This window comes from Mesorhizobium sp. M0207, from assembly GCF_040321995.1.
Classification (GTDB): Bacteria; Pseudomonadota; Alphaproteobacteria; order Rhizobiales; family Rhizobiaceae; genus Mesorhizobium.
In genome coordinates this window covers 23,292-46,626 of the sequence record NZ_JAMYSQ010000024.1, presented here as the reverse complement: position 1 = coordinate 46,626, position 23,335 = coordinate 23,292, and the positions used below count along the sequence as shown (strand labels likewise).

Annotated in this window: 20 protein-coding genes; 13 read left to right on the top strand and 7 right to left on the bottom strand. The window is 64.2% G+C overall.

Annotated features, from left to right (window positions below; genetic code table 11):
* Positions 1–15 precede the first annotated feature (15 nt).
* Positions 16–495 carry a tellurite resistance TerB family protein gene (locus NKJ15_RS25785; protein WP_352470762.1) on the top strand — a complete coding sequence of 160 codons (480 nt, stop codon included), beginning with the start codon at positions 16–18 and terminating at the stop codon, positions 493–495.
* A gap of 18 nt (positions 496–513) precedes the next feature.
* Complete coding sequence (locus NKJ15_RS25780; RefSeq protein ID WP_352818357.1) at positions 514–1,230, top strand: glutamine amidotransferase; 717 nt, start codon at positions 514–516, stop codon at positions 1,228–1,230.
* Here NKJ15_RS25780 and NKJ15_RS25775 read toward each other — a convergent pair whose 3' ends face one another.
* From NKJ15_RS25775 to NKJ15_RS25750, 6 genes are all read right to left on the bottom strand, one after another.
* A complete protein-coding gene (locus NKJ15_RS25775; RefSeq protein WP_023678198.1) occupies positions 1,231–2,472 on the bottom strand; it encodes an MFS transporter in 1,242 nt (413 codons plus the stop codon).
* Positions 2,473–2,930: 458 nt separating this feature from the next.
* Positions 2,931–3,398, bottom strand: a complete 468-nt coding sequence (locus NKJ15_RS25770; protein WP_352613172.1) for a Ros/MucR family transcriptional regulator — start codon at positions 3,396–3,398, stop codon at positions 2,931–2,933.
* A gap of 164 nt (positions 3,399–3,562) precedes the next feature.
* Positions 3,563–4,267 (bottom strand): ROK family protein, encoded by a 705-nt coding sequence (locus tag NKJ15_RS25765; RefSeq protein ID WP_352818354.1) that lies wholly within the window; start codon positions 4,265–4,267, stop codon positions 3,563–3,565.
* Positions 4,268–4,286: 19 nt separating this feature from the next.
* Entirely contained in the window at positions 4,287–5,663 is a 1,377-nt protein-coding gene (gene zwf / locus NKJ15_RS25760) for a glucose-6-phosphate dehydrogenase (RefSeq protein ID WP_352772220.1), read from the bottom strand.
* A gap of 22 nt (positions 5,664–5,685) precedes the next feature.
* Positions 5,686–6,702, bottom strand: coding sequence for a phosphogluconate dehydrogenase (NAD(+)-dependent, decarboxylating) (gene gnd, locus NKJ15_RS25755; protein ID WP_352818351.1), 1,017 nt, complete (start codon positions 6,700–6,702; stop codon positions 5,686–5,688).
* A 100-nt stretch (positions 6,703–6,802) separates the two neighbouring features.
* Complete coding sequence (locus tag NKJ15_RS25750) at positions 6,803–9,214, bottom strand: glucan 1,4-alpha-glucosidase (RefSeq protein WP_352818349.1); 2,412 nt, start codon at positions 9,212–9,214, stop codon at positions 6,803–6,805.
* Between the two features lie 219 nt (positions 9,215–9,433).
* On the opposite strand from NKJ15_RS25750, the gene NKJ15_RS25745 reads away from it, so the two are divergent.
* From NKJ15_RS25745 to NKJ15_RS25725, 5 genes are all read left to right on the top strand, one after another.
* Positions 9,434–10,447 carry an ABC transporter substrate-binding protein gene (locus NKJ15_RS25745; protein ID WP_352481006.1) on the top strand — a complete coding sequence of 338 codons (1,014 nt, stop codon included), beginning with the start codon at positions 9,434–9,436 and terminating at the stop codon, positions 10,445–10,447.
* A 74-nt stretch (positions 10,448–10,521) separates the two neighbouring features.
* Positions 10,522–12,015, top strand: a complete 1,494-nt coding sequence (locus NKJ15_RS25740) for a sugar ABC transporter ATP-binding protein (RefSeq protein ID WP_352818420.1) — start codon at positions 10,522–10,524, stop codon at positions 12,013–12,015.
* A gap of 1 nt (position 12,016) precedes the next feature.
* On the top strand, positions 12,017–12,991 hold the full coding sequence (locus tag NKJ15_RS25735; protein WP_352818346.1) for an ABC transporter permease: 975 nt from the start codon (positions 12,017–12,019) through the stop codon (positions 12,989–12,991).
* A 2-nt stretch (positions 12,992–12,993) separates the two neighbouring features.
* Positions 12,994–13,941, top strand: a complete 948-nt coding sequence (locus NKJ15_RS25730) for an ABC transporter permease (protein WP_023678189.1) — start codon at positions 12,994–12,996, stop codon at positions 13,939–13,941.
* A 121-nt stretch (positions 13,942–14,062) separates the two neighbouring features.
* Positions 14,063–16,132, top strand: a complete 2,070-nt coding sequence (locus NKJ15_RS25725; protein ID WP_352818343.1) for a 3-hydroxyacyl-CoA dehydrogenase NAD-binding domain-containing protein — start codon at positions 14,063–14,065, stop codon at positions 16,130–16,132.
* An 8-nt stretch (positions 16,133–16,140) separates the two neighbouring features.
* Here NKJ15_RS25725 and NKJ15_RS25720 read toward each other — a convergent pair whose 3' ends face one another.
* Positions 16,141–16,953 (bottom strand): helix-turn-helix domain-containing protein, encoded by an 813-nt coding sequence (locus tag NKJ15_RS25720; RefSeq protein ID WP_292657193.1) that lies wholly within the window; start codon positions 16,951–16,953, stop codon positions 16,141–16,143.
* A gap of 114 nt (positions 16,954–17,067) precedes the next feature.
* On the opposite strand from NKJ15_RS25720, the gene NKJ15_RS25715 reads away from it, so the two are divergent.
* The 6 genes from NKJ15_RS25715 (at position 17,068) to pcaF (ending at position 23,214) form a co-directional block, all read left to right on the top strand.
* Positions 17,068–18,198, top strand: a complete 1,131-nt coding sequence (locus tag NKJ15_RS25715; protein WP_352704942.1) for an ABC transporter ATP-binding protein — start codon at positions 17,068–17,070, stop codon at positions 18,196–18,198.
* The gene (locus NKJ15_RS25710) at positions 18,179–19,342 is read left to right on the top strand and encodes an ABC transporter substrate-binding protein (RefSeq protein WP_352818339.1); all 1,164 of its coding nucleotides are present in this window, start codon (positions 18,179–18,181) and stop codon (positions 19,340–19,342) included. The genes NKJ15_RS25715 and NKJ15_RS25710 overlap by 20 nt, the downstream gene beginning before the upstream one ends.
* A gap of 76 nt (positions 19,343–19,418) precedes the next feature.
* Positions 19,419–20,282 (top strand): ABC transporter permease, encoded by an 864-nt coding sequence (locus NKJ15_RS25705; protein ID WP_352451300.1) that lies wholly within the window; start codon positions 19,419–19,421, stop codon positions 20,280–20,282.
* A complete protein-coding gene (locus NKJ15_RS25700) occupies positions 20,282–21,094 on the top strand; it encodes an ABC transporter permease (RefSeq protein ID WP_352818336.1) in 813 nt (270 codons plus the stop codon). Before NKJ15_RS25705 ends, NKJ15_RS25700 begins: the two co-directional genes overlap by 1 nt.
* A gap of 12 nt (positions 21,095–21,106) precedes the next feature.
* Positions 21,107–21,868 (top strand): SDR family NAD(P)-dependent oxidoreductase, encoded by a 762-nt coding sequence (locus tag NKJ15_RS25695; RefSeq protein WP_352540870.1) that lies wholly within the window; start codon positions 21,107–21,109, stop codon positions 21,866–21,868.
* Positions 21,869–22,008: 140 nt separating this feature from the next.
* Positions 22,009–23,214, top strand: a complete 1,206-nt coding sequence (gene pcaF / locus NKJ15_RS25690; protein WP_352818333.1) for a 3-oxoadipyl-CoA thiolase — start codon at positions 22,009–22,011, stop codon at positions 23,212–23,214.
* The last annotated feature ends 121 nt before the right edge of the window (positions 23,215–23,335 follow it).

Genomic DNA, 23,335 nt, shown 5'->3' with positions numbered 1-23,335 from the left:
ATTGGGAATGATTTGATGTTCGAACGCGTTTTGTCGTTTCTAAGGGATCTGCCGTCCGGTGGTGGCGCCAGCCCCAGCGCCGACGATCCGCGCATTGCCGCGTCCGCCCTGCTTTTCCACGTGATGAACGCCGACGGGGTGCGCCAGGATAGCGAATGGGAACGGTTCAAGAAGGTGCTGGCGGAAAGCTACTCGATCAGCGGTGACGAACTCGACGCGTTGGCGGCTGCCGGCGAGCGGGCCGACAATGAGGCGATCGACCTCTACGCCTTCACCAGCGTGCTCAAGCGCCATCTCGACGCCGAGGCGCGAAAGGCCTTCATCGGCCTGATGTGGGAGATCGTCTATGCCGATGGCGAGCTGCACGAGCTCGAGGACAATACCGTGTGGCGGGTCGCCGAGCTGATCGGCGTCGAACGTCGCGACCGTGTCGAGGCGCGCCTCAAGGCGGCCGCCGCGGCTCCTGGTGCTGCCGGAACCTCAAGCGACGAATAGACAGGATCCCGCCTTCCAATGCCGCCCAAGCCAAGTCCGAGACCAAAGATCCTGATCGTGCTGCATCAGGAGCATTCGAGCCCCGGACGGGTCGGCCATATGCTTATCGAGGAAGGCTTCGACCTCGACATCCGCCGACCGCCGCTCGGCGAGGCCTTGCCGCAGACGCTGGATGGCCATGCCGGCGCCGTGGTGTTCGGCGGGCCGATGAGCGCCAATGACGGCGACGAGTTCGTCCGCCGCGAGACCGACTGGCTTAAAATTCCGCTCAACGAGAACCGGCCGCTGCTTGGCATCTGCCTCGGCGCGCAAATGCTGGTCAAGCATCTTGGCGGCAGGGTCGAGGGCCACGGCGAGGGCCTCGTCGAAATCGGCTGGTATCCGCTGAAGGCGACCGAAGCGGGCAGCAGGCTGATGCATTGGCCGGAGATGGTCTATCAATTCCATCGCGAGGCCTTTTCGCTGCCGAAGGACGCGACGCTTTTGGCGACGGCCGAAACCTATCCCAACCAGGCCTTCCGCTATGGCGACAATGCCTGGGGCATCCAGTTCCATGGCGAATTGACCCGGGCGATGATGCAGCGCTGGGTGGTGCGCGGCGCGCACCGCTTCGAACTGCCCGGCGCGCAGCCCGGCCGCGACCATCTCGGCGGCCGGCTGATCTGGGACATGCACCTCAAGCGCTGGCTCGGCGAGTTCCTGCCGATGATTTTCGGCAAGCCGGCGCTGCGGTAATCAGTTTCGCCCCCTGAGATGACGCACCTTGCGCAGCTGCGGGAACAGCACTGCCCATAGGCCGGCAACAGCGATCGCCCCGACACCCCCGACCACCACGGCCGGAACCGTGCCGATCAACGCCGCCATCGTACCGGCGCGGAATTCGCCGAGCTCATTGGAAGCGCCGACAAACACCTGGTTGACAGCGTTGACACGGCCGCGAACGTCGTCCGGCGTCCACAGCTGGATCAGCGTCTCGCGGATATAGACGCTGAACATGTCGGTGGCGCCGAGCAGCGCAAGGGCCGCAATCGACAGCCAGGTGATGGTCGAGAGGCCGAACAGAACCGTGAATGCGCCGAACAGCGCGACGAAGCCGAGCATGACAAGGCCGGCATGGTTGCGGATCGGGTGTCCGGCCAGCCAGATGGCGACGCAGATGGCGCCGACGCCGGGCGCCGAGCGCAACAGGCCGAGCCCCCATGGGCCGAGTTCGAGGATATCGCGCGCGTAGACCGGCAGCAGCGCCGAGGCGCCGGACAGGAGCACCGCAAACAGATCGAGCGAAATCGCGCCGAGCACGATCTTTTCGCTCCAGATATAGCCGAAGCCGGCGAACAGGGTCTGTACCGTCGGCCTGTCGGTCCGGCTGCGCTGGGCAGGCTTCGGGATGGTGAAGATCAGCACGGCGGCAACCAGCATCAGCACGGCGGCGGTGGTGTAGGCGGCTTCGGCTGAAAGCCCGTAGAGCAGGCCGCCGGCGACCGGCCCGACGATGGTTGCCGTCTGCCAGGCGGACGAGTTCCAGGCGATGGCGTTGGCGAAATCCTCGGGCGGCACCAGATTGGCGAACAGCGATGAGGAGGCCGGCCCGAAGAAGGCGCGCGCGATGCCGAACATGGCGAGCACGATGAAGACCGGCATCGGCCCGGAGAGGCCGCGTAGCGTCAGCAGCAGCAGGGCCAAGGCGCAGCCCGCCTCGACCAGCACCGCCAGCGCCATGATCAGACGGCGCCCGAAACGATCGGCAACGTCGCCGGTGACCAGCACCAGCAGCAGCGAAGGCAGGAACTGGACGATGCCGACAAGGCCGAGGTCGAACGGGTCGCGGGTCAGATCGTAGATCTGCCAGCCGACGGCGACCGACACGATCTGGGTGGAGAATGTCGAAAGGAAGCGCGCCGCCCAGTAGCTCAGGAACGGCCGATGGCGAAAGGCGGCATAGCGCTGGTCGGATGGTACTTGGGATTCTGTGGTCATGGAATAAGGCCCCGTGGCGGCTATGTCGGCCGGCGGGGCACTTCCTCGATGGGCGCTGGTCCGGCCAAAAAAGCCTTTAGCGCAGTTCGGCGCAGGGCGCGCGCAAAAATCCGGCGTGGCTCCAGCTTTTTTTTCAGGCTGCCATACCAATTGCAGGCGGCAACCACGCTCGGCGGAGATGGAGAGGGTTATTTGGCGCGCAGGTCGAGTTCCTTCGCCCCCCCTCTGTCCTGCCGGACATCTCCCCCTCAAGGGGGGAGATTGGACGTCGCGACGTCCTTCGCCAGTCTCCGGCTTCGAAGGCAATTTGTACGTTCAAAGATTTGTACGTTTAAAGCGTAGCGCCATCGGCGAGGCAGCTGATCTCCCCCCTTGAGGGGGAGATGTCCGGCAGGACAGAGGGGGGCGCTGTCCCGCCAATCTTCGAGGCTTGCGTTTGCAGGGCTTCGAACGATGCTTTAGGCCGTCGCCTTGGCCTTCCTGCCCCTGCCCTTGACGGGCGTGGGCGCGGGCGGGGCTTTGCGGCCGAGGCCGATCGCCTTGGCCAGTTGCGAACGCGAGGCCGCGTAGTTGGGGGCGACCATCGGGTAGTCCGACGGCAGGCCCCATTTGGCGCGATAGGCGTCGGGCGTCAGCCCGAAATGAACGCCGATATGGCGCTTCAAGGATTTGAACTTCTTGCCGTCCTCGAGACAGATGATGTAGTCCGGCGTCACCGATTTCTTGGGATTGACGGCAGGCGTCAGCGGCGCGGCGACCGGCACTGCCGGTTGCCCGAGCCCGCCTATGGAAGCGCTGACGCTGGCGATGAGATCGCCGAGGCCGGAAGCCGGCAAGCGGTTCTTCTCGACATAGGCGGACACGATATGGGCGGTCAGCTCGAGCAGGTCGATATTTTTGCGAGCGTTGTTGTTGTCGTCGGTCAATCTATCTCTCCGTCCATGGGGGTCGCAGAAATTCCTAGTCGGCAAATCTGCGCAATGCAATGACGCCGCACCACGTCACACATTATTTTGAATAATAATACTAACGGCAGCGCGGGATTAACAACCCTGAGCCGGTGCTCGATAATATCAGACAATCAGCAATATCAAATAATCAGGGATTTGTCGCGCCATAGTCGAAATCCGCCCTCGAAGGCGCGTGTGTTGTCGCCGCGTCTGCAATCGGCGGGCAAGTCGGTGAGTTCGTCGACATTGCCGCCGCCGATGACCACGTAGTCCGGCTGCATGGCGGCGCGAAGCCGGTCGACCACGTCGAAGACGTGTTTGCGCCATTTCTTCTTGCCGCGCTTTTGCAGGCCGCGTTCGCCGACATAGTCTTCGAAACTGCCGCGCTTCTTGTAGGGAAGGTGGGCAAGCTCCATCGGCTGGGCAACGTTATCGACGATCATCGCGGCCCCCAGGCCGGTGCCGAGGCCAAGGAACAGCATGCGGCCGCCCTCATAACTGCCGATGGCCTGCATGAGCGCATCGTTAACGACCTTGACCGGTTTGCCGAACTCGGCGGCGAAATCGCAGCCGACCCAGCCCTTGCCGAGATTGGCGGGTTCGGTCAGCGGCCGGTTATGGTGCACCGGGCCCGGATAGCCCATCGAGACGACATCGTAGTGCAGCCCTTCGGCGAGCGTCTTCACCGCCGCGACCATCTGCTGCGGCGTAAGCTCCGGTCCGGAAGCGGTCTTGCGCTCGTCGCCGCCGGCGCTGGTGCGGATCTTGACGTGCGAGCCGCCGATATCGATCGCAAGCACGATCTTTTCTTCCTCCGATGCCGGGTGCCTCACCGCCTTGGCCATCGCCTTCGCCTCCCAGAAATCATTTCGCCGGATTGATCCAGCCGTTCGGCGGCCCGAATCCAGCCATGGCTTCGGCCGGCCCCCATGTCTTTGGCGCGTAGACAGGGGGCGGCGTGGTGTCGCCGAGCACCGGGCCGACGATGCGCCAGGCGAGCTCGCTGGCGTCCTGGCGGGTGAACAGCTGGCCGTTGCCGTTCATGGCGTCGCCGATCAACCGCTCGTAAGGCGGCATGTCGCCCTTCGAATCGTCCAGCGCGGTGAGCTCGACCTGCTCACCGACCATGTCATCGCCGGGCGCCTTGCGCCGGGCTCCGATCGAGATCGCCACCTGAGGATCGATGCGGAAGCGCACGTGATTGCAGTCGCCGGGCTTGATCGGATCGAAGACGTCGAGCGGCGGCCGCTTCAGTTGCACGATGACCTCGGTGGCGTGCACCGGCAGGGATTTGCCGGCGCGAATGAAGAACGGCACATCCTGCCAGCGCCAGGTATCGACGAAAAAGCGCACCGCCGCGAAGGTCTCGACCGGCGAGTTCGGCGCCACGCCCGGCTCGTTGAGATAGCCGTCGAACTGCCCGCGCACCACATCGTCCCTGGTCAGCGTCCGGATCGCCCGCAGGACCTGCACCTTCTCGTCGATGAGATCGTCGGCCGAGCGGCCGACCGGCGGTTCCATGGCGAGCAGCAAGAGGATATTGAGCAGATGGTTTTCGATGACGTCGCGAATGCAGCCGACCTCGTCATAGAAGCGGCCGCGGCCCTCGACGCCGAAATCCTCGGCCATGGTGATCTGCACGCTCTCGACGTAATTGCGGTTCCAGATCGGCTCGAGGAAGGAATTGGCGAAGCGGAAATAGAGCAGGTTCTGGATCGCCTCCTTGCCGAGATAATGGTCGATGCGGAAGATCGACTTTTCATCGAAGACCAGATGCAGCACCCGGTTCAGCCAGCGCGCCGATTGCAGATCGTGGCCGAACGGCTTTTCCACCATCAGGCGCGCGCCCTGGGCGGCGCCCGACTGCTCCAGCCCCTGGACGACCACCTCGAACATCGCCGGCGGCACCGCCAGATAGTGCAGCGGCCGCTCAGCGCTGCCGAGCGCGGTCTTCAGCTTCTCGAAGGTCGCAGGCGCCCGATAGTCGCCACTGACATAGCGCAGCAGCGATGCAAGCCTGGCAAAGATCTTGTCATCGATGCTGCCCAAGGCGTTGACGATGCCGTCGCGGGCGCGCGCCTGCAGCTTGGCGAGGTCCCACGGATCGAAGGCGACGCCGATCACCGGCTCGTTCAGCGTCCCTTTGGCCACCATGGCGTAAAGGGCGGGGAAGATCTTCTTGTGGGCGAGATCGCCGGTGGCGCCGAAAAGCACCAGCGTGTCCGATCGTTCCTGGCTCATGGGCGTGCCTCCCTGTCGCCCGTCACGAGCCGGCCTTGGGTTTTTCGACATGGCCGCCAAAGGCATAGCGCATGGCGGACAGAAGCTTGTCGGCGAATTCGGATTCGCCTTGCGAGGAGAACCTGTCGAACAGCGCCGAGGACAGCACCGGCGCCGGCACGCCGGTGTCGATCGCCGCCTTCAGCGTCCAGCGGCCTTCGCCGGAATCCGAGACCCGCCCGCCGAACTGCGTCAACGACGAATCGGCCTTCAGTACGCCGGCCGTCAGGTCGAGCAGCCACGAGCCGATGACGCTGCCGTGCCGCCAGACCTCGGCCACTTCAGCGATGTCGATGTCGAACTGGTAATATTGCGGGTTTTCCAGCGGGCTGGTTTCGGCATCGGCGGTGCGCTGCCGTTTGCCGACATTCGCCGACTTCAGGATGTTCATGCCTTCGGCATAGGCGGCCATAACGCCATATTCGATACCGTTATGGACCATCTTGACGAAATGGCCGGCGCCGCTTGGTCCGCAGTGAAGATAGCCGAAGGGCGAGGTTCCGGCATCCTTGGCAGGAGCGGGCGAAGCGGCGTCGGCGGCCGGCGCCAGCGTTGCGAAGACCGGATCGAGATGCTGGACCGCGCTGTCGGGGCCGCCGATCATCAGGCAGTAGCCGCGCTCGAGGCCCCAGACGCCGCCGCTGGTGCCGACATCGACATAGCTCAAGCCTTTCAAGGCGAGGCGCGCGGCGTGGTCGACGGCCTCGTGATAATAGGAATTGCCGCCGTCTATGATGATGTCGCCCGGCTCCATCAGGGCAGCCACCTGGTCGACGATCTTGCCGGTGATCGCCGCAGGCAGCATCAGCCAGGCGCTGCGCGGCTTCGCCAGCTTGCCGACGAACTCCTCCATCGAGGCGGCTCCGACCGCGCCGGCGCTCACAAGCGCGGCGACGCTCGCCGGGTTAATATCGTAGACGACGCATTCGTGGCCATCGCGCAGCAGGCGCCGAACCATGTTGGCGCCCATCCGGCCCAGTCCCATCATTCCTATCTGCATGGTCTCGTCCTGCCTTACTTGAGGGATCGATGATCTAGTGGCGCCGTGATTGAAGCATGATCTTGTCCGAAAACCGGTCTCCACTTTGCGGGGTCATGCTCTATCCTGTATCGCCGATGCCGACAGAAAAGTCAGCATTCTCCCAATGGCCGCTATCGGGCCAGAAGAAAGTGAAGACAATGCTATTGCCCGGGCTATTGCCTGGAGCAATCTCGGCAACCTGCAATTCCGCAAGATGGATGCCGAAAGCATTCGCGGTGGTCTCGGTGTCATGGACGGTTGCCCAATTGTCGCTGCTCCAATGAACCACCGCCCGGGCCAGAAGTTCGATGCGCAGCGCCTTGCCTGCCGGGATGGTACGGATCTTGTGGTTGAAGCGCCATGCCCTGAAGCGCGACACCGTCCTGCCCTCGATATAGCGCTTGACGCCTTGCGGCGGCATGTCGAACACCGTGCCGTCGCGCAGCGACCGCAGCAGCTTGATGTGCTCGGAATGCGCCCAGACCAGCGGCTTGGCGCTGCCGGAGGGCCCGCCATGCCGCAATTCGCGCTCCGGCATGTCGGGACCGTCCCAGACCTGCTCCGGTAGCAGGCCGCCCGGTCCGGCAGAGTTCTCGAACGTCCTGAGCAGGCTTGCCGCACTATCCCTGCGGCCTGCCGCCAACTCGTAATGAGCGCGCTCGCCGACCAGCAGCGGCCAGGGCCGGCCCCGGCCGGTTCCATCGAAGGGCGCGCCGTCGGCATGCTCGCCATAGCCGTCGCCATTGTAGCGGTACCAGAGCGGGCCCTGCGGCAGCTCGCAGCGCAATTGCGCGTCGATGACCTTGACCGTGTCGAGGATGCGCGGATCGTCGGCCGCCCTGAGGCCGAAGCGGACCAGCGCCAGCGCATCCGGGCTGACGATCGCCTTGGCCGGCCGGTCCGTATCGGCCGGCGGGCGGTTCTTGATCGGGACGTAGCCGTCTTTCGGCGATGCCGCGCCGGCTTTGTCGGGCGGGGCGATGCGGACATAGTAGCCTTCGACGCTGGCTTGCTCGCATGCGGCGGTGCCGGCGACGTAGGTCCAGCGCTCGATCTGATCGTTCCAGACATCGGCGGTTTCGCGCAGATAGTTTGCCGGCTCTGTTTTGCCGGCGGTATCGAAGATGTCGGCAGCCGCCAGCAATGCGGCGATCTCGACGGCAAGCGTGAACGGGCTGTAGCCGGCGTCTTCTTCCCAACGGTCCTCGCCGGTGACCGGGCCATTGCGCACGACATAGGCGGTAGCGCGCTCGATCATCGGCATGAAGGAGGAGAGTGCGGCAGGCGGCAAATGGCCGGCGCGGCGCAGTGCGTCGGCAAGCAGCAGCGGGAAGGCGCATTCGTCCATCTGGATGCCCGGCCAATAGTCCGATCCGTCGAGCCAGGCGTTCTGCGGCCAATGGCCGTCCGGCTGCTGGATCGAGCGCAGATAGCCAAGGATGCGCAAGGCTTCCGCCGGGTCGCCGGCGGCGAGGAAGCCGCCGGCGGTTTCGACCAGATCGCGCGGCCAGACCAGGTGATAGCCGCCGAGATCGTCGTCGCCCTTGTTGAAGCCCCACGGGATCGACAGGCTGGCAACGGCTGCTCCGGCGGACGACCGGTGTGTCGCCAGCACCGCCGTGCTGAGGCGGTAGCTGTTGAGGCCGGACGCCGCATGCCGGTCCAGCGGCAGCAATCCGGCCTGCCATTTGCGCCATTTGTCGACGTAGGATCCGGCTGCGGGCTCAAAACCTTGCCTCAGGCTGGCGAAAGCGGTTTCCGCCGCCTGTTGCGGCGTCGTGCCGAAGCCCAGCGCCAGCAATATTTTTGGGTTCGCAGCCGAAAAGGCGATCTCGCCGGTCAGCGCGACATTGCCGTCCTCGGCCCTGCGGCAGGCCGGATCGAGCCGGCCGCCTTGACCAAGCTGCTGCCAGCCGTCGGAGACGCCGACATAGCCGGCCGAGCACGCCTTCCACGGCACCGACGAGGCGAGCGCCAGGCAGGTGCCGCGTCCCGATGCAAACAGGACAGGCTGTCCTTCATGGTCGTCGATCCAGGCGGTGTTGCCCATGCCGGCGTTGACGAGGTGCGGTGCCAGCAGCGCGTAGACGCGGTAGTCGGCGGCCGCGCCTTTGAGCGGCGTGAACATAATCTCCTGCAGCAAGACGGGACGTTCCGGATCCGTCAGGATGCGCTTTTCGATCCTGTAGGTTCCATCGCTTGCGGTGTTGACCAGCTGGTAGGCAGGCACCCCGTCCGCCAGGGGTTCTATACTGTGTTCGGCATCGCGTTTTTCTTCCGAGAAATAGCCGTCGGGTCCGGTGACGATCAGCCCCAGATCGCGGGTGCAGGCGCTATCGAGGCGCGGGTAGTAGATCTCGTTGAGGATACCGTGGCTGATGGTGAACCAGATCGGGCAGGCCGGCGAGAGCGCGGTGCCGACGCCGCTCTTGGCGCTCGAGGTCCAGCGTGCCGGAATGCCGGGTGCACCCGGGGCAAGGTTCGTCGCCATCCAAATCGGTCTCCAGTGCCATCCCTAGACCAGGAGTCGAACCGGTTTCAATGATTGCACCGCAAGTTGATCGCCGGCCATGGTTTGATGTTGACAGCTTGCCGCCTATCTGCATTTGTCTGATAATAGATAAAAAACAAGATTGTGAGCGTATCAGCCAATACCCACGAGCCAGCCATTAACCACCAGTAAGACAGCAACTCACGGGAGGAGTATGACATGAGGAAAATATTCGCTTTGGGGGCTCTTGCGGCGATGCTCGCCGCAGGTACCGCGCTTGCCGATACCAGCGGCAAGAAAATCGCCTTCTCCAACAATTACGCCGGCAATTCCTGGCGGCAGGCGATGCTGGACAGCTACGCCATCGTTACCAAGAAGGCGGTTGCCGACAAGGTGGTCGGCGCCGCGGACGTCTTCACGACGGCCGACAAGGAAGTGCCGACGCAGGCAGCCCAGGTACAGAACCTGATCCTGCAGGGCTATGACGCCATCGTCATCAACGCGGCATCTCCGGATGCGCTCAACGGCGCCATCAAGCAGGCCTGCGACGCCGGCATCGTCGTCGTCTCCTTCGACGGTATCGTCACCGAACCCTGCGCCTACCGCGTCGTCGTCGACTTCAAGGACATGGGCAAGCAGGAAGTCGAGCAGATGGCCAAGTTCCAGCCCAAGGGCGGCAACCTGCTGGAAATCCGCGGCCTCGCCGGCACCTCGATCGACGATGCCATCCATGCCGGCATCCTCGAAGGCGTCGCTGCCCATCCCGAGTTCAAGATCGTCGGCTCGGTGACCGGCGACTGGGACCAGACCACGGCACAGAAAGCCGTAGCGACGATCCTGCCTTCGCTGCCGGATGTTGTCGGGGTCGTCGACCAGGGCGGTGACGGCTACGGCGCGGCGCAGGCTTTCGCCGCCGCCGGCAAGCCACGCCCGACCATCATCATGGGCAATCGCCAGGACGAGTTGCAGTGGTGGAAGGAGCAGAAGGAAAAGGACGGTTACAAGACCTGGTCGGCATCGATCGCACCGGGCGTATCGACGCTTGCCTTCTGGGTGGCGCAGCAGGTGCTCGACGGCCGCACCGACGTGCCGCACGACCTGCTGGTGCCCTATCTTGCCTTCACCCAGGACGATTTCGAGGCCGCGCTGCCGAAGATTCCGAAGGGCGGCGTCGCCAGCCACGAATACACGCAGGAAGACGCCATCGCGGCGATCAAGGCCAACATCAAGTGAGCATGGCGCTATTGTTGCCGCCACGGATAACCGGGTATCGTTGAGGGATGCCCGAGGCCAATGCAGACATCATCATGCCGGACGGCGCCGAAAAGCTTTTCGGCGCCGTCAGTTTGGACATCATAAGACTGGACGGAGCCGAAAAACATTTCGGCGCCGTCAGGGCGCTCGCCGGTGTCGATTTCAGCGTTCGTGCCGGAGAATGCGTCGGTCTCGTCGGCCATAACGGCGCCGGAAAATCGACGCTCATGCATATGGTGGCGGGCACGCTTGCCCCCGACAGCGGGCAGATCGCGGTCCGCGGCCGTGTCGAGGCAAGTTATTCGGTGCCGCGCGCGCAGCAGCTCGGCATACGCTGTGTGTTCCAGGAGCTGTCGCTCTGCCCGAACCTCAGCGTCGCCGAGAACACGCGGATCAACCACGCGTCGCTGCATGGCTTCGGCTGGCGGCGCAAGGCGGCCGATCTGATCGCCGCCAAGCTCGACGAGATCTTCCCCGGCCACAGCATCTCGGCATCCGACATCGTCGGTGATCTTTCCATCACCAGCCGGCAGATGGTGGAGGTGGCGCGCGCCTTCACGGTCACGCAGGAGCCGATCGAGCTGGTTATCCTCGACGAGCCGACATCCTCGCTCGACGCGCATACCGCCGGCCAGCTGCTGGCGTTCGTGCGCCGCTTCATCGCCGCCGGCAAGAGCTGCATCCTGATCTCGCATGTGTTGGGTGAAGTGCTCGGAAATGCCGACCGCATCGTGGTGATGCGCGACGGCAAGGTGGTCGCCGCCGGGCAGGCCGACGCCTTCGACCGCGACAGGCTGGTGACGGCGATGGGCGGAGCGGAGGCGCGCGAGAAGACCGCCGCAGAGATTGCGAGCGGCAAGCCGGAGCCCGGCCCGCTGCGGGTCCGGGCGCGCCCGACGCGACAGCAGGACGGCAACGAGCTCGTCGCCCGTGCCGGTGAGATCATCGGCCTTGCCGGACTTGCCGGGCATGGGCAGACCGATCTTTTGCTGGCTATCTTTGCCGCGGCTTCCCGTGCCAAGACCGGCATCGAGGTCACCGCGCCGGTGGCGCTGGTTGCCGGCGACCGCCAGTCGGACGGGATTTTTCCGCAATGGTCGATTGCCGAGAACATTGGCATCCGTTCGCTGGCGCGATTGCGCAACGGCCTCCTGATCTCGCCGCAGCGCGAAGCCGAGCTCGCCGAGTTGTGGCAGCGGAAAATCGGCATCCGTACGCCCGACATGAACAACAACATCTTCTCGCTGTCCGGCGGCAACCAGCAGAAGGCGCTGTTCGCGCGGGCGCTCGGCTCCGACGCCAAGATCGTGCTGATGGACGATCCGATGCGCGGCGTCGACATCGGCACCAAGCTCGAAGTCTACGACCTGGTGCGCGAGGAGGCTCGCCATGGCCGCACTTTCCTCTGGTACACCACCGAAACCGAAGAGCTCGACAATTGCGACCACATCTATGTGTTCAAGAACGGCCGGATCGTCGCCAACCTTCGTCGCGACGAACTGACAGAGGAAAAGATCATCCAGTCGTCGTTCGGCGATGCGGCCTGAGATGACAGCGGTATCCGTCGAGAATGGGCTAAAATCTTCGGCTCGCGCCACGAGGCGGGCGCGCATGCTGCGCAGCCTGCTGCCGGCACTGTCGCTGGCGCTGGTGCTCATCGCCATCGCCTGGCTCAACCCGCGCGCCATCAGCTATTTCGGCTTCAGCCTGATGCTCAATCTGGCGATCCCGATCGCTCTGGCGACGATCGCGCAGATGTTCGTCATCGCCGGCAACGAGCTCGATCTGTCGATTGGCACCTTTGTCGGCTTCGTCGGCTGCGTGACGGCGACATGGCTGAAGGACGCGCCGCTGCTCGGCGTCGTGATCCTGCTCGGGTCGATCGGCGTCTACGCGCTGCTCGGCGCGCTGATCCATCTGCGCAACCTGCCCTCTATCGTGGTGACGCTCGGCATGAGTTTTGTCTGGCAGGGCATTGCCATCCTGATCCTGCCCAAGCCCGGCGGCAAGGCGCCGGACTGGCTGCTGACGCTGATGGCCTTCAAGCCACCCTTCATTCCGTTCCCGATCATCGCGGCATTGCTGATCGCGGCCGTCGTCCATTTTGGCCTGATGCGCACCTCCTACGGCGTCATCCTGCGTGGATCGGGCGGCAATTCAGCCGCACTCAATCGCGCCGGCTGGTCGCTGCTGCGCACCAAGATCGCGCTGTTTGCGCTGACCGGCCTGTTCGGCGTTTTGTCCGGCATGGCGCTGATCGGCATCACCACCTCGGCCGATGCCAATATCGGCAATGGCTACACGCTGCTTTCGATCGCCGGCGTCATTCTCGGCGGCGGCGAATTCGTCGGCGGCCGGGTGTCGCCGATCGGCGCCGTCATCGGCGCGTTGACGCTGGCGCTGGCGGCATCGCCCCTCTTGACGTTCATGCACATTCCGCCCGACTGGCAGGTCGCCGCCAACGGCGCCATCCTGATCATCGTGCTGGCGGCGCGGGTGCTGATCAGCCGCAGGGAGAGGTGAGCATGGCATCGCTGCGGACACTGCTCGCCAGACCTTGGATCTGGTCGTTCTTCGGGGCACTGCTGGTGTGGCTGGCGACCATCGCCTTCACCGGCGGCTATGGTGGCGGCGGCATGATCACGGCGGCGCTGTCGCTCGCCGTCTTCACGGTCATCGTCGGCGTCGGGCAGATGTTCGTCATCACGCTCGGGCCGGGCAATGTCGACCTGTCGCTGCCGGCCAATATCGGCCTTGCCAGCGCCGTCGCCATGAAGGTCATGGACGGCAATGATGCGATGATCGCGGTCGGCCTGCTGGCCGCGCTTGCCTGCGGCATGGCGATCGGCGCCGTCAACTACCTGCTGATCTGGGCGCTGCGCATTCCACCGATCATCGCGACGCTGTCGGCCAGCTTCGTCATCCAGTCGGTCGATATCAGCTATGGGCGGGGCCTGCAGATCAAGCCGCCGCCGGGCTTTGCCGACTTCACCAACTGGCAGGTGTTCGGCATCCCGGTGCTGGCGATCCTCACCGTTCTGTTCACCATCGGCGCCGGCATCGTTTTGCAGCGCATGATCTACGGCCGCTCGGTGCTGGCGATCGGCCAGAACATCCGCGCTGCCTGGCTGGCCGGCGTCAATGTCGGCCGCACCCGCTTCCTCACCTACACGCTGTCGGGCGCGCTCGGCGGCCTCGACGGCGCACTGCTCGCCGGCTATTTCCGCGGCGCCAATGTCGATATCGGCAATGAGTATCTGCTGGCCTCGATCGCGGTCGTCGTCATCGGCGGCACGTCGGTGGCGGGCGGCAAGGCCAATGTGCCGGGGGTCTGGGGCGCGGCGCTGTTCCTGGTGCTGCTGTTGACCATGCTCAACACATTCGGCGTCAGCGTCGGCGTCCGCCTGGTGCTGACAGGGCTGATCATCGTCGGCGTCATCACCGCCGCCGGCGGGCAGAAGGCGCTGCGCTAAAGCAAGGCCACCCGGCGGCGAAGGGATATCGATCCGGCCTGCAAAACACGTGGTTCCCATCCGCATGCCAGCGCTGTAAATCCCGTCGCGCTATTGGCCAACATCATTGCGTGAGGTTTGCGTGTCCGATTTCGTCAGCACTACAAGGCACGGCAACGTCGCGGTGGTGAGCATCGACAATCCGCCGGTCAACGCGCTGAGCTTCCATGTGCGCGAGCCGCTGATGCAGGCGCTCGTTTCCCTGCGCGACGAGCCGTCGGTCGGAGCAATCGTGATAGCATGCGCCGGGCGGACCTTCGTCGCCGGCGCCGACATCACCGAATTCGGCAAGCCGGCGCGGCAACCGGACCTGGGCGCCCTAGTCGCGATGCTGGAAACCATCGCCAAGCCGACGGTCGCGGCCATTCACGGCACTGCGCTCGGCGGCGGCCTGGAACTGGCGCTCGGCTGCCATTTCCGTGTTGCCGACCGAACGGCAAGGCTCGGCCTGCCGGAAGTCAAGCTCGGCCTGCTGCCGGGCGGCGGCGGCACGGTTCGCCTGCCGCGCCTGGTTGGTCCGCTGAAGGCACTCAGCATGATCGTTTCGGGAACGCCGATCGGTGCGGCCGAGGCGCTCGCCGCCGGCCTGGTGGATGCCGTCTTCGATGGCGACCTGACCGCGCAAGCGGTGAGTTTCGCCAACGAAACGGCCGCGAAAGGCGGTCCGTTCACGCCGGTGCGCGACCGCAATGATCGCCTCGACCAGGCCGACTTGCCGGCGTTCGACAAGGAAGCGGCAGTGCTTGCCGGCAAAGCACGCGGCCTCGAGGCGCCGATCGCCTGTGCGCAGTCGGTCCGCAACGCCCTGACGCTGCCCTGCGACGAAGCGCTGGCGGCGGAGCGCGACCTGTTCGTCAAGCTTGTCGCCGGGGACCAATCACGCGCGCAGCGGCATCTGTTCTTCGCTGAACGTGAGGCGGCAAAGATTGCCGGCAAGGACGTCGCCAGGCGCAAGATCGCCCGGGTCGGCGTCATCGGCGCCGGCACAATGGGCGGCGGCATCGCCATGGCGTTCGCCAACGGCGGCGTCCCCGTGACCTTGCTGGAAGCGACACACGAGGCCTTGCAGCGCGGGCTGGCGACGATCAACAAGAATTATGCCGTTTCCGTCATCCGCGGCTCGCTGAGCGAAGACGCCAAGCGCCAACGGCTTGGGTTGTTCAAGGGTTCCACCGACTATGCCGATCTTGCCGATTGCGACCTGATCGTCGAGGCCGTGTTCGAGGAGATGGCGGTCAAGAAGGATGTTTTCGGCAGGCTCGATGCCGTGGCCAAGCCGGGCGCGATCCTCGCCACCAACACCTCCTATCTCGACGTCAACGAAATCGCCGCGTCGACGTCGCGGCCGCAAGATCTCCTCGGCATGCATTTCTTTTCGCCGGCTAACGTCATGAAGCTTTTGGAAATCGTCCGCGCCGAAAAGACTTCGCCCGACGTGCTGGCGACCATCGTCGATGTGGCACGGCGGATCGGCAAAGTGCCGGTCGTTGTCGGCGTCTGCCACGGCTTCGTCGGCAACCGCATGCTGGCGGCGCGCGGTGCGGAACTGGAGACGCTTCTGCTGGAAGGCGCAATGCCGCGCCAGGTCGACCAGGTGTTCACCGATTTCGGCTGGCCGATGGGGCCGTTCGAGATGAGCGATCTCGCCGGCCTCGACATAGGCTGGCGCAACCGCAAGGCGCGTGGCCAGACGGCCGTGATCGCCGATGCGTTGTGCGAACAGAGACATTTCGGCCAGAAGACCGGCAGCGGCTTCTATCGCTACGAAGGCGGTTCGCGCACGCCGCTGCCCGATCCCGATGTCGAGGCGCTGATCCGCAACAAGGCTGCCGAGCGCGGTATTGCACCGCGCACGATCGGCGCCGAGGAGATCATCGAGCGGACGCTCTATCCGATGATCAACGAGGGCGCCAAAATCCTCAAGGAAAAGATTGCCGCGCGCGCCTCCGATATCGACGTCGTCTGGGTCAACGGCTACGGCTTCCCGGTCGGCAAGGGCGGGCCGATGTTCTGGGCGAGCCTCGAAGGCGTGGACAAGATCATCCGGCGGCTGGATCACTGGCACCAGCAGACCGGCAAGGACGTCTTTCGAGTGGCACCCCGACTCAGGCAGATGGCCGAAACCGGTTCCTGGGACGGCGCTGCCGGCTGAACTTGGGACTACCGAATCCGTGCGTCCATGATCTCGACAAAACGCGCGAACAGACCCGCCTGCGACTTTATCTTGAGCTTGCGGTAAATGTTGCGGCGATGAACTTTTACGGTTCCCGGCACGATGCGCATCGCCCTGGCAATCGATTCCGTGGAATGGCCCTGAAGCACCAGATCGACGACATGCTGTTCGCGCGGCGTGAGCGAAAGGCTCTTCCAGATGTGAGCACGTTCGAACTCACTGACCGGAGCAATCGCCTCGTCTTGCTTCGTCCCAACCGGTCCGTCAGCCGGAAGGGTAGGCCAGCGCAGCCTGACGAGGCTGATCACCGCAGGCGCCATGTCGCGCAGCAACCTGGCATCGGCGGTTCCGAACGGCCCCGAAGCGCGCAATCGCATTAGCGAGACCACCAGCGCGTCCTTTCCCGGCAGCGGCACGAAAAAGCCGACCTCCTCCGCAAGCCTGGTCTGGCTGTAATAGGAGCGGTAATATTCGCTGGCATAGAAGCGATCCGGCGCCAATTCGCGCATGCGCCAAAAGCCTTCCTTGCGCTCGACTGCCGCATGGTGGAACGGATCGAGCAGATAAGGCCCTTCCTGATAGAGCGCGACGAAGACGTGGCTTTCGGCCGGCGAGAATGTCTCGAACAGCAGCGGCGGGCGTGAGGCGCCGCGATAGCCGAAGATCACGCAATGATCGAAGCTGACATGCTGGCGGAGCCAGGCGACCATCGCCTTGCCGAAAAGCTCGCCGCTCGTCTCCCGCGTCGCTGCGATGAGCGCAGCGAGCCGGCTGTATTCATCGCTGCGTGAAACGCCCAATTCATACCCCTCCAGACGAGAAAATAGACGAAATATACCACCTGGGAGGTATATACTAGCCGCCATTGGCTCTGATAGCGTTTCGAGACCAACTAGCCGCTGGAGCCCGCAGCTTTGACCGCAGTGCCCGACATTGAGTTTCGCGGGGTCACCAAACGCTACGGCAGCGTGATCGCGGTCAGCGGCATCGATCTTGCCATCCCGCCGTCTGCCTTTGTCGCGTTGCTCGGGCCGTCCGGCTGCGGCAAGACAACCTGTTTGCGCATGATCGGCGGTTTCGAACAGCCAAGCGAAGGTGTGGTATTCATCCGTGGCCGCGACATGGCCGGCACGCCGCCCTATCGGCGGCCGGTCAACATGGTGTTCCAGCAATATGCGTTGTTTCCGCATCTGGATGTGGCGGACAACGTCGCCTATGGCCTACGCCAGGCGCGGCCGCGCCTGTCGTCGCGGGAGATCAGCCTGAAGGCAGGCGAGGCGCTCGCCATGGTTCGGCTTGCCGGCTATGGACGCCGCAAGATCCATGAGCTTTCCGGCGGCCAGCAACAGCGTGTCGCCCTGGCGCGGGCGCTGGTCAACAAGCCGGCGGTGCTGCTGCTCGACGAGCCCCTGGCGGCCCTCGACAAGAAGCTGCGCACCGACATGCAGATAGAGCTGCAGAACCTGCAGCGCGAGATCGGCATCACCTTCGTCCTGGTCACCCACGATCAGGAAGAGGCACTGTCGATGAGCGATTTCGTCTGCGTCATGAATGGCGGGCGCATCGTCCAGCTTGGGCAGCCGAGCGAAATCTACGACGAACCCGCCGACCTCTTCGTCGCCGATTTCGTCGGCAAGACCAATCTCTTGAGCGGCAAGGTCGTCGGGCTCTCGGGCAAGCTCGTCGAGGTAGCGCTTGCCGACGGCACCGTCATCGCCGCGCGCAAGCGCACTTCGGTAGCCCAGGGCGAAGCCGTCTCGGTCAGCCTGCGTCCTGAATCCCTAAGTCTCGGCGCGCCCGGAAGCGGCCGGCTGAACGGGCTTGTCCGCAACCGGATCTTTCTCGGTTCCACCGCGGAATATGCAATCGAGGTCCAAGGCATCGGGACACTGCTCGCCAAGGCCGATCATCTGGTTGGCGGTGGAAATCTCTTCAAGCCGGGTGAACCCGTCGCCGTCGGCTTTACAGCCGGAACGCCGCTGGCGTTTCCGGAGAATAACGGGACCAACCAGAGGGAAAACAAAAATGTCGAAATCGTATCGTGACGGACTGCCGATAAGCCCTGAAAAATTCGTCGACCAGTTGATGCGCCTCAAGCGCGGTTCCATCGGCCGCCGCGAGTTCCTTGGCCTCACCGGCCTAGGCATCGCAACGGCAGTAATGGCCCGCGAACTCGGCATCGTGCCGTCGCCAGCCTTCGCCCAGGAGGGGCTTGGCGACCGCATGTCGATTGCCACCTGGCCCAATTATCACGACCCGGCGACGTTCGAGAATTTCAAGGCCGAAACCGGCGTTGCCGTCGAGGTGAACGTGTTCGGGTCAAACGAGGAGATGCTGGCCAAGCTGCAGGCCGGCGCCTCGGGCTGGAGCCTTTTCGTTCCGACCAACTACACGATCTCGACTTACAAGAAGCTTGGCATCATCGAAGCGCTGGATATGGCCAAGCTTGCCAATTATGACGGCTCGCAAGAAGACCCGCGCTTCACTGGGGAAGGCACCATTGATGGGGTGACCTACGCTGTGCCGAAGAATTGGGGCACCACCGGATTTGCCGTCAACACCAAGAAACTGACCAAGCCGATGACGAGCTGGAAGGAATTCTGGGACACGGCCATGGCGGAGGGCGACGGCCGGACCATGGTTCATGATTACCAGCTGACCACGATCGGCAACGCGCTGAAATATTTCGGCTTCTCGTTCAACTCGCTGAAGCCGGACGAACTCGCCAAGGCGGAGGAATTGCTGCTGAAGGTCAAGCCGCATCTGTTCGCGGTCTCTAGCGACTACCAGCCGTCGATGCGTGCCGGCGACGCCTGGATGACGATGTGCTGGACCAATGACGGGGCGCAGCTCCACCGCGACATCCCCGAAATGGCCTACGTGCTTGGCAAGGAAGGCGGCGAGATCTGGACCGACTTCTACGCAATACCCAAGGATGCGCCGAACAAGCCTGCCGGCTATGCCTTGCTCAACTATTTGATGAATCCGAAAGTCGCGGTCAAGGAGCACCTGGCCAACGGTGCGCCTTCCACCGATGCGCGGGTCAATGCGCTGCTGCCCAAGGAGGTGCTGGACAATCCGATCCTCTATCCGGCGGCGGATCTGCTGAAGCCGCTCGAATTCGGTGCGGCTGCAACGCTAACCGATCCGGGCCGGGCCGAATTGATGGCACGCTTCAAGTCGGCTTGAACCGGGCAGGCCACAGGCTCGATGCAGGCAACTACCCGGCGGACAGATGTCCGCCGGCACCGGGGCGGTTTTTTCAATGCGCAGCAACGTCCTCCGTCACAATCTCCTGACCGCCCTGCTGCTCGGTCCAGCAACTGCGTGGCTGGTGGTGTTTTTAGTTTTGCCGTTCGTGGCGATCGCCGTTTTCAGCGTCGGCGAGCGGGCACCGGAAGGCGGCTATCAGGCCGCTTTCACCTTGGCGCAGTTTGCCAATCTTCCGGCGCGGGCGACCGCCTTCTGGAACACCATGGTGCTGGCGCCGGCGGGCGCACTGGCCTGTCTTCTCGTTGCCTATCCGGTCGCCTATTACCTCGCTTTGCGCGCACCCGAACGGTGGCGGCTGATCCTGCTGGCGCTTGTCGTCATCCCGTTCTGGACCAGCCTGCTGATGCGAACCTATGCCTGGATGTATGTGCTTGGCGGGCGCGGCATCCCAGCTCTGCTGGCCTATGTCGGGATGGAGGACGTGCGGCTGATCAACACGCCGGGAGCGGTTCTGCTCGGCATCGTCTATGGTTATCTGCCGCTGATGATCCTGCCGATCTATGTCAGCCTCGAGCGGCTCGACCGCCGGCTGCTGGAGGCCTCCGCCGATCTCGGCGCGACGCCGATCTCGACATTCCTCGGCGTGACGCTGCGGCTGTCGCTGCCAGGTGTGATGACCGGCTTCTCGCTGGTCATGATCCTGCTGCTCGGCGAATATCTGATCCCGACGCTACTCGGCGGCGGCAAGGTCTTCTTCATCGGCAACGCGCTGGTCGATCTGTTCCTGCAATCGCGCAACTGGCCATTTGGATCGGCAATCGCCATCACACTTGTGGCGGTTTCAGTGGTCGTGCTGCTTGCCGCGAACCGCATTTCGACCCGGCTTTCGGGTGCCCGCCGGGTGGACCTGATCTGATGCGTGCCTTCGTCGTTGCGGTCTTTGCCTTTCTCTACCTGCCGATCGCGCTGGTGGTGCTGTTTTCGTTCAACGCCGGCCACCACGCCAGCGAGTTCACTGGCTTCTCGGTGCAATGGTACGGCAAGGCCCTGGCAAACCCGTTCCTGGTCGAAGCGCTGAAGAACAGCCTGTTCATCGCCACGACCAGCGCCTTGCTGGCGGCGCTGTGCGGCACGGCGGCCGCGCTTGGCCTGGCGCGTGTCGGCGCGCAGACGCGAGCCGTCTTCGATGCGCTTTTGGGTGCTGCGATCGTCGTTCCTGGCGTCGTCATCGGCATCTCGACGCTGGTCGCGCTGGTCCAGCTATTCGGGGTGGTCAACCCGTTTGTCGCTTCGCTGTGGCCGAACGACCAGCCACCGCGCCTGGCGCTCGGCTATGGCTCGATCATCGCCGCGCACGGGCTGTTTTCGATGGCGCTGGTGGCGATGATTGTCGGCACGCGCCTCGGCAGCCTCGACCGCAATCTGGTCGAGGCCTCGAGTGATCTTTACGCCACCCCGCTGACGACGTTCCGCAGCATCGTGTTGCCGCAGATCATGCCGGCGGTGATCGCCGGCTTCCTGCTCGCCTTCACATTCTCCTTCGACGATTTCATCGTCGCCTTCTTCGTCGCCGGCGCACAGACGACGTTGCCGATCTATGTCTTCGCCTCGATCCGGCGCGGGGTCACGCCGGAGATCAATGCCATCGCGACGATCGTGCTCGTCGCCTCCGTTGTGCTCGTGGTGGTTGCCCAATGGCAACTGCGGCAACGAAAACCATCACACTGAAAGATAAAAAACATGATTCTGAGAGATCGCATCGCCGTGGTGACGGGTGCCGGGTCGGGGATCGGGCGTGCCGGGGCCATGATGATGGCCAGGGAAGGTGCGCTCGTGGTGATCGCCGACAGGGACCAGGCGGCGGGGGAAGCAACCGCTTCCGACATTCGTGCGGCCGGCGGTCGGGCCGAGGCCGTCGCCACCGACGTCGGCGAGGATGCGGCGGTCGAGCAGCTCATTGCGAGAACGCTGGGCCGGCATCGGCGGATCGACATCCTGCACAATCATGCCGGGATCCAGGTCGGCGGCACGCTGACCGAAGTCGGCGCCGACGGCATGGATGCCTCCTGGCGGATCAATGTGCGGGCGCAGTTCCTGGCGGCCAGGCTGGTCATGCCGTCGATGATCGCGCAAGGCGGCGGGGTGATCTTGAATACCGCCTCAAATTCGGGTGTGTTCTACGACCGCGAAATGATCGCCTACGCAACGTCAAAACATGCAGTGGTGGCGATGACCCGGCAGATGTCGCTCGACTATGCCAAACACAATGTCCGCATCAACGCGCTGTGCCCCGGCTGGGTCGATACGCCCTTCAACGAGCCGTTCATCGCGCAGATGGGCGGGCGGGCGGCGATCGAGAACTATGTCCGCACCAAAATTCCCATGCAGCGCTGGGCCAGCGCGGAGGAAATCGCCGAAGCGATCCTGTTCCTCGTCTCCGACCGCTCGTCCTTCATGACCGGCCAGGCGCTGGTGATCGACGGTGGAGAAAGCATCGGCTGATCCGCCGCTCCCGGCGGGCGGCAGCTGAAATTCTCTTTGGCCTAACGGCCGGCGGCGAGATGTGCTTTCGTCTCAAGGAGAATGCGGCCAACATGGCTGGTCGGGAGCAGAATCATCAGCGCAAACGGGAAGGCTGCATAATGGCCGAGGCCTATATCTGCGACTACATCCGCACGCCGATCGGACGCTTCGGCGGTTCGTTGTCGGCGGTCCGTGCCGACGATCTCGGCGCTATCCCTCTGAAGGCGCTGGTCGAGCGCAATCCAAACATCGACTGGGCTGCCATCGACGACATCGTCTATGGCTGCGCCAACCAGGCCGGCGAGGACAACCGCAATGTGGCGCGCATGGCGCTGCTGCTGGCCGGCCTGCCGAAGGAGGTTTCGGGCTCGACCGTCAACCGTCTCTGCGGTTCGGGCATGGATGCGGTGATGATTGCTGCCCGCGCCATCAAGGCCGGCGAGGCGGAGCTGATGATATCAGGCGGCGTCGAATCGATGAGCCGCGCTCCGTTCGTGCTGCCGAAGGCAGAGACCGCCTTTTCGCGCAATGCCGAGATTTACGACACCACGATCGGCTGGCGCTTCATCAATCCGCTGATGAAGAAGCAATACGGCGTCGATTCGATGCCGGAGACCGGCGAGAACGTGGCGGAAGAGTTCGCTGTCTCCCGCACCGACCAGGACGCATTTGCCGTGCGCAGCCAGGACAAGGCTGTAGCCGCACAAGCCAATGGCCGGCTGGCAAAGGAAATCACGCCGGTGACGATCGCGCAGCGCAAGGGCGATCCGGTCGTTGTCGACAGAGATGAGCATCCCCGCGGCGGCACGTCGATCGAAGCGTTGGCCAAGTTGCCGACGCCGTTCCGGCAAGGCGGCACGGTTACGGCCGGCAATGCCTCGGGCGTCAATGACGGCGCCGCGGCGCTGATCGTCGCCTCGGAAGCAGCCGCGAAAAGATACGGGTTGACGCCGATCGCCCGTATCCTCGGCGGTGCCACCGCCGGCGTCGCTCCGCGCATCATGGGCATCGGTCCGGTGCCGGCCACGCAGAAGCTGTGTGCCCGGCTCGGCCTGAAGCCACAACAGTTCGATGTCGTCGAGCTCAACGAGGCCTTTGCCTCGCAAGGCATCGCCGTGCTGCGCCAGCTCGGCATTGCCGAGGATGCGGAGCACGTCAACCCGAATGGCGGTGCCATCGCGCTCGGCCATCCGCTCGGCATGTCCGGCGCGCGCATATCAGGCACGGCGGCGCTGGAGCTGCGCGAACGTGGCGCCCGCTATGCACTTGCCACCATGTGCATCGGGGTCGGCCAGGGGATCGCGGTGGCGCTGGAGAGATTGTGAGCAAGCGTCGATTTGCCGGACCATTTAATGGCGCGTTCCACCCACTCAAATTTGACCATGTGGACAAAAGCCGGGCACCGTTCCATAGTTCCTTCGCTGATATTCCAGAGAAGAGAGCCGG

Coding starts and splice junctions, on each gene's coding strand:
- NKJ15_RS25695 (WP_352540870.1), top strand. CDS start 21,107: ATGATTCTGAGAGATCGCATCGCCGTGGTGACGGGTGCCGGGTCGGGG.
- NKJ15_RS25740 (WP_352818420.1), top strand. CDS start 10,522: ATGCCGGACGGCGCCGAAAAGCTTTTCGGCGCCGTCAGTTTGGACATC.
- gnd (WP_352818351.1), bottom strand. CDS start 6,702: ATGCAGATAGGAATGATGGGACTGGGCCGGATGGGCGCCAACATGGTT.
- pcaF (WP_352818333.1), top strand. CDS start 22,009: ATGGCCGAGGCCTATATCTGCGACTACATCCGCACGCCGATCGGACGC.
- NKJ15_RS25765 (WP_352818354.1), bottom strand. CDS start 4,267: ATGGCCAAGGCGGTGAGGCACCCGGCATCGGAGGAAGAAAAGATCGTG.
- NKJ15_RS25775 (WP_023678198.1), bottom strand. CDS start 2,472: ATGACCACAGAATCCCAAGTACCATCCGACCAGCGCTATGCCGCCTTT.
- NKJ15_RS25750 (WP_352818349.1), bottom strand. CDS start 9,214: ATGGCGACGAACCTTGCCCCGGGTGCACCCGGCATTCCGGCACGCTGG.
- NKJ15_RS25710 (WP_352818339.1), top strand. CDS start 18,179: ATGTCGAAATCGTATCGTGACGGACTGCCGATAAGCCCTGAAAAATTC.
- NKJ15_RS25700 (WP_352818336.1), top strand. CDS start 20,282: ATGCGTGCCTTCGTCGTTGCGGTCTTTGCCTTTCTCTACCTGCCGATC.
- NKJ15_RS25745 (WP_352481006.1), top strand. CDS start 9,434: ATGAGGAAAATATTCGCTTTGGGGGCTCTTGCGGCGATGCTCGCCGCA.
- zwf (WP_352772220.1), bottom strand. CDS start 5,663: ATGAGCCAGGAACGATCGGACACGCTGGTGCTTTTCGGCGCCACCGGC.
- NKJ15_RS25730 (WP_023678189.1), top strand. CDS start 12,994: ATGGCATCGCTGCGGACACTGCTCGCCAGACCTTGGATCTGGTCGTTC.
- NKJ15_RS25785 (WP_352470762.1), top strand. CDS start 16: ATGTTCGAACGCGTTTTGTCGTTTCTAAGGGATCTGCCGTCCGGTGGT.
- NKJ15_RS25705 (WP_352451300.1), top strand. CDS start 19,419: ATGCGCAGCAACGTCCTCCGTCACAATCTCCTGACCGCCCTGCTGCTC.
- NKJ15_RS25780 (WP_352818357.1), top strand. CDS start 514: ATGCCGCCCAAGCCAAGTCCGAGACCAAAGATCCTGATCGTGCTGCAT.
- NKJ15_RS25735 (WP_352818346.1), top strand. CDS start 12,017: ATGACAGCGGTATCCGTCGAGAATGGGCTAAAATCTTCGGCTCGCGCC.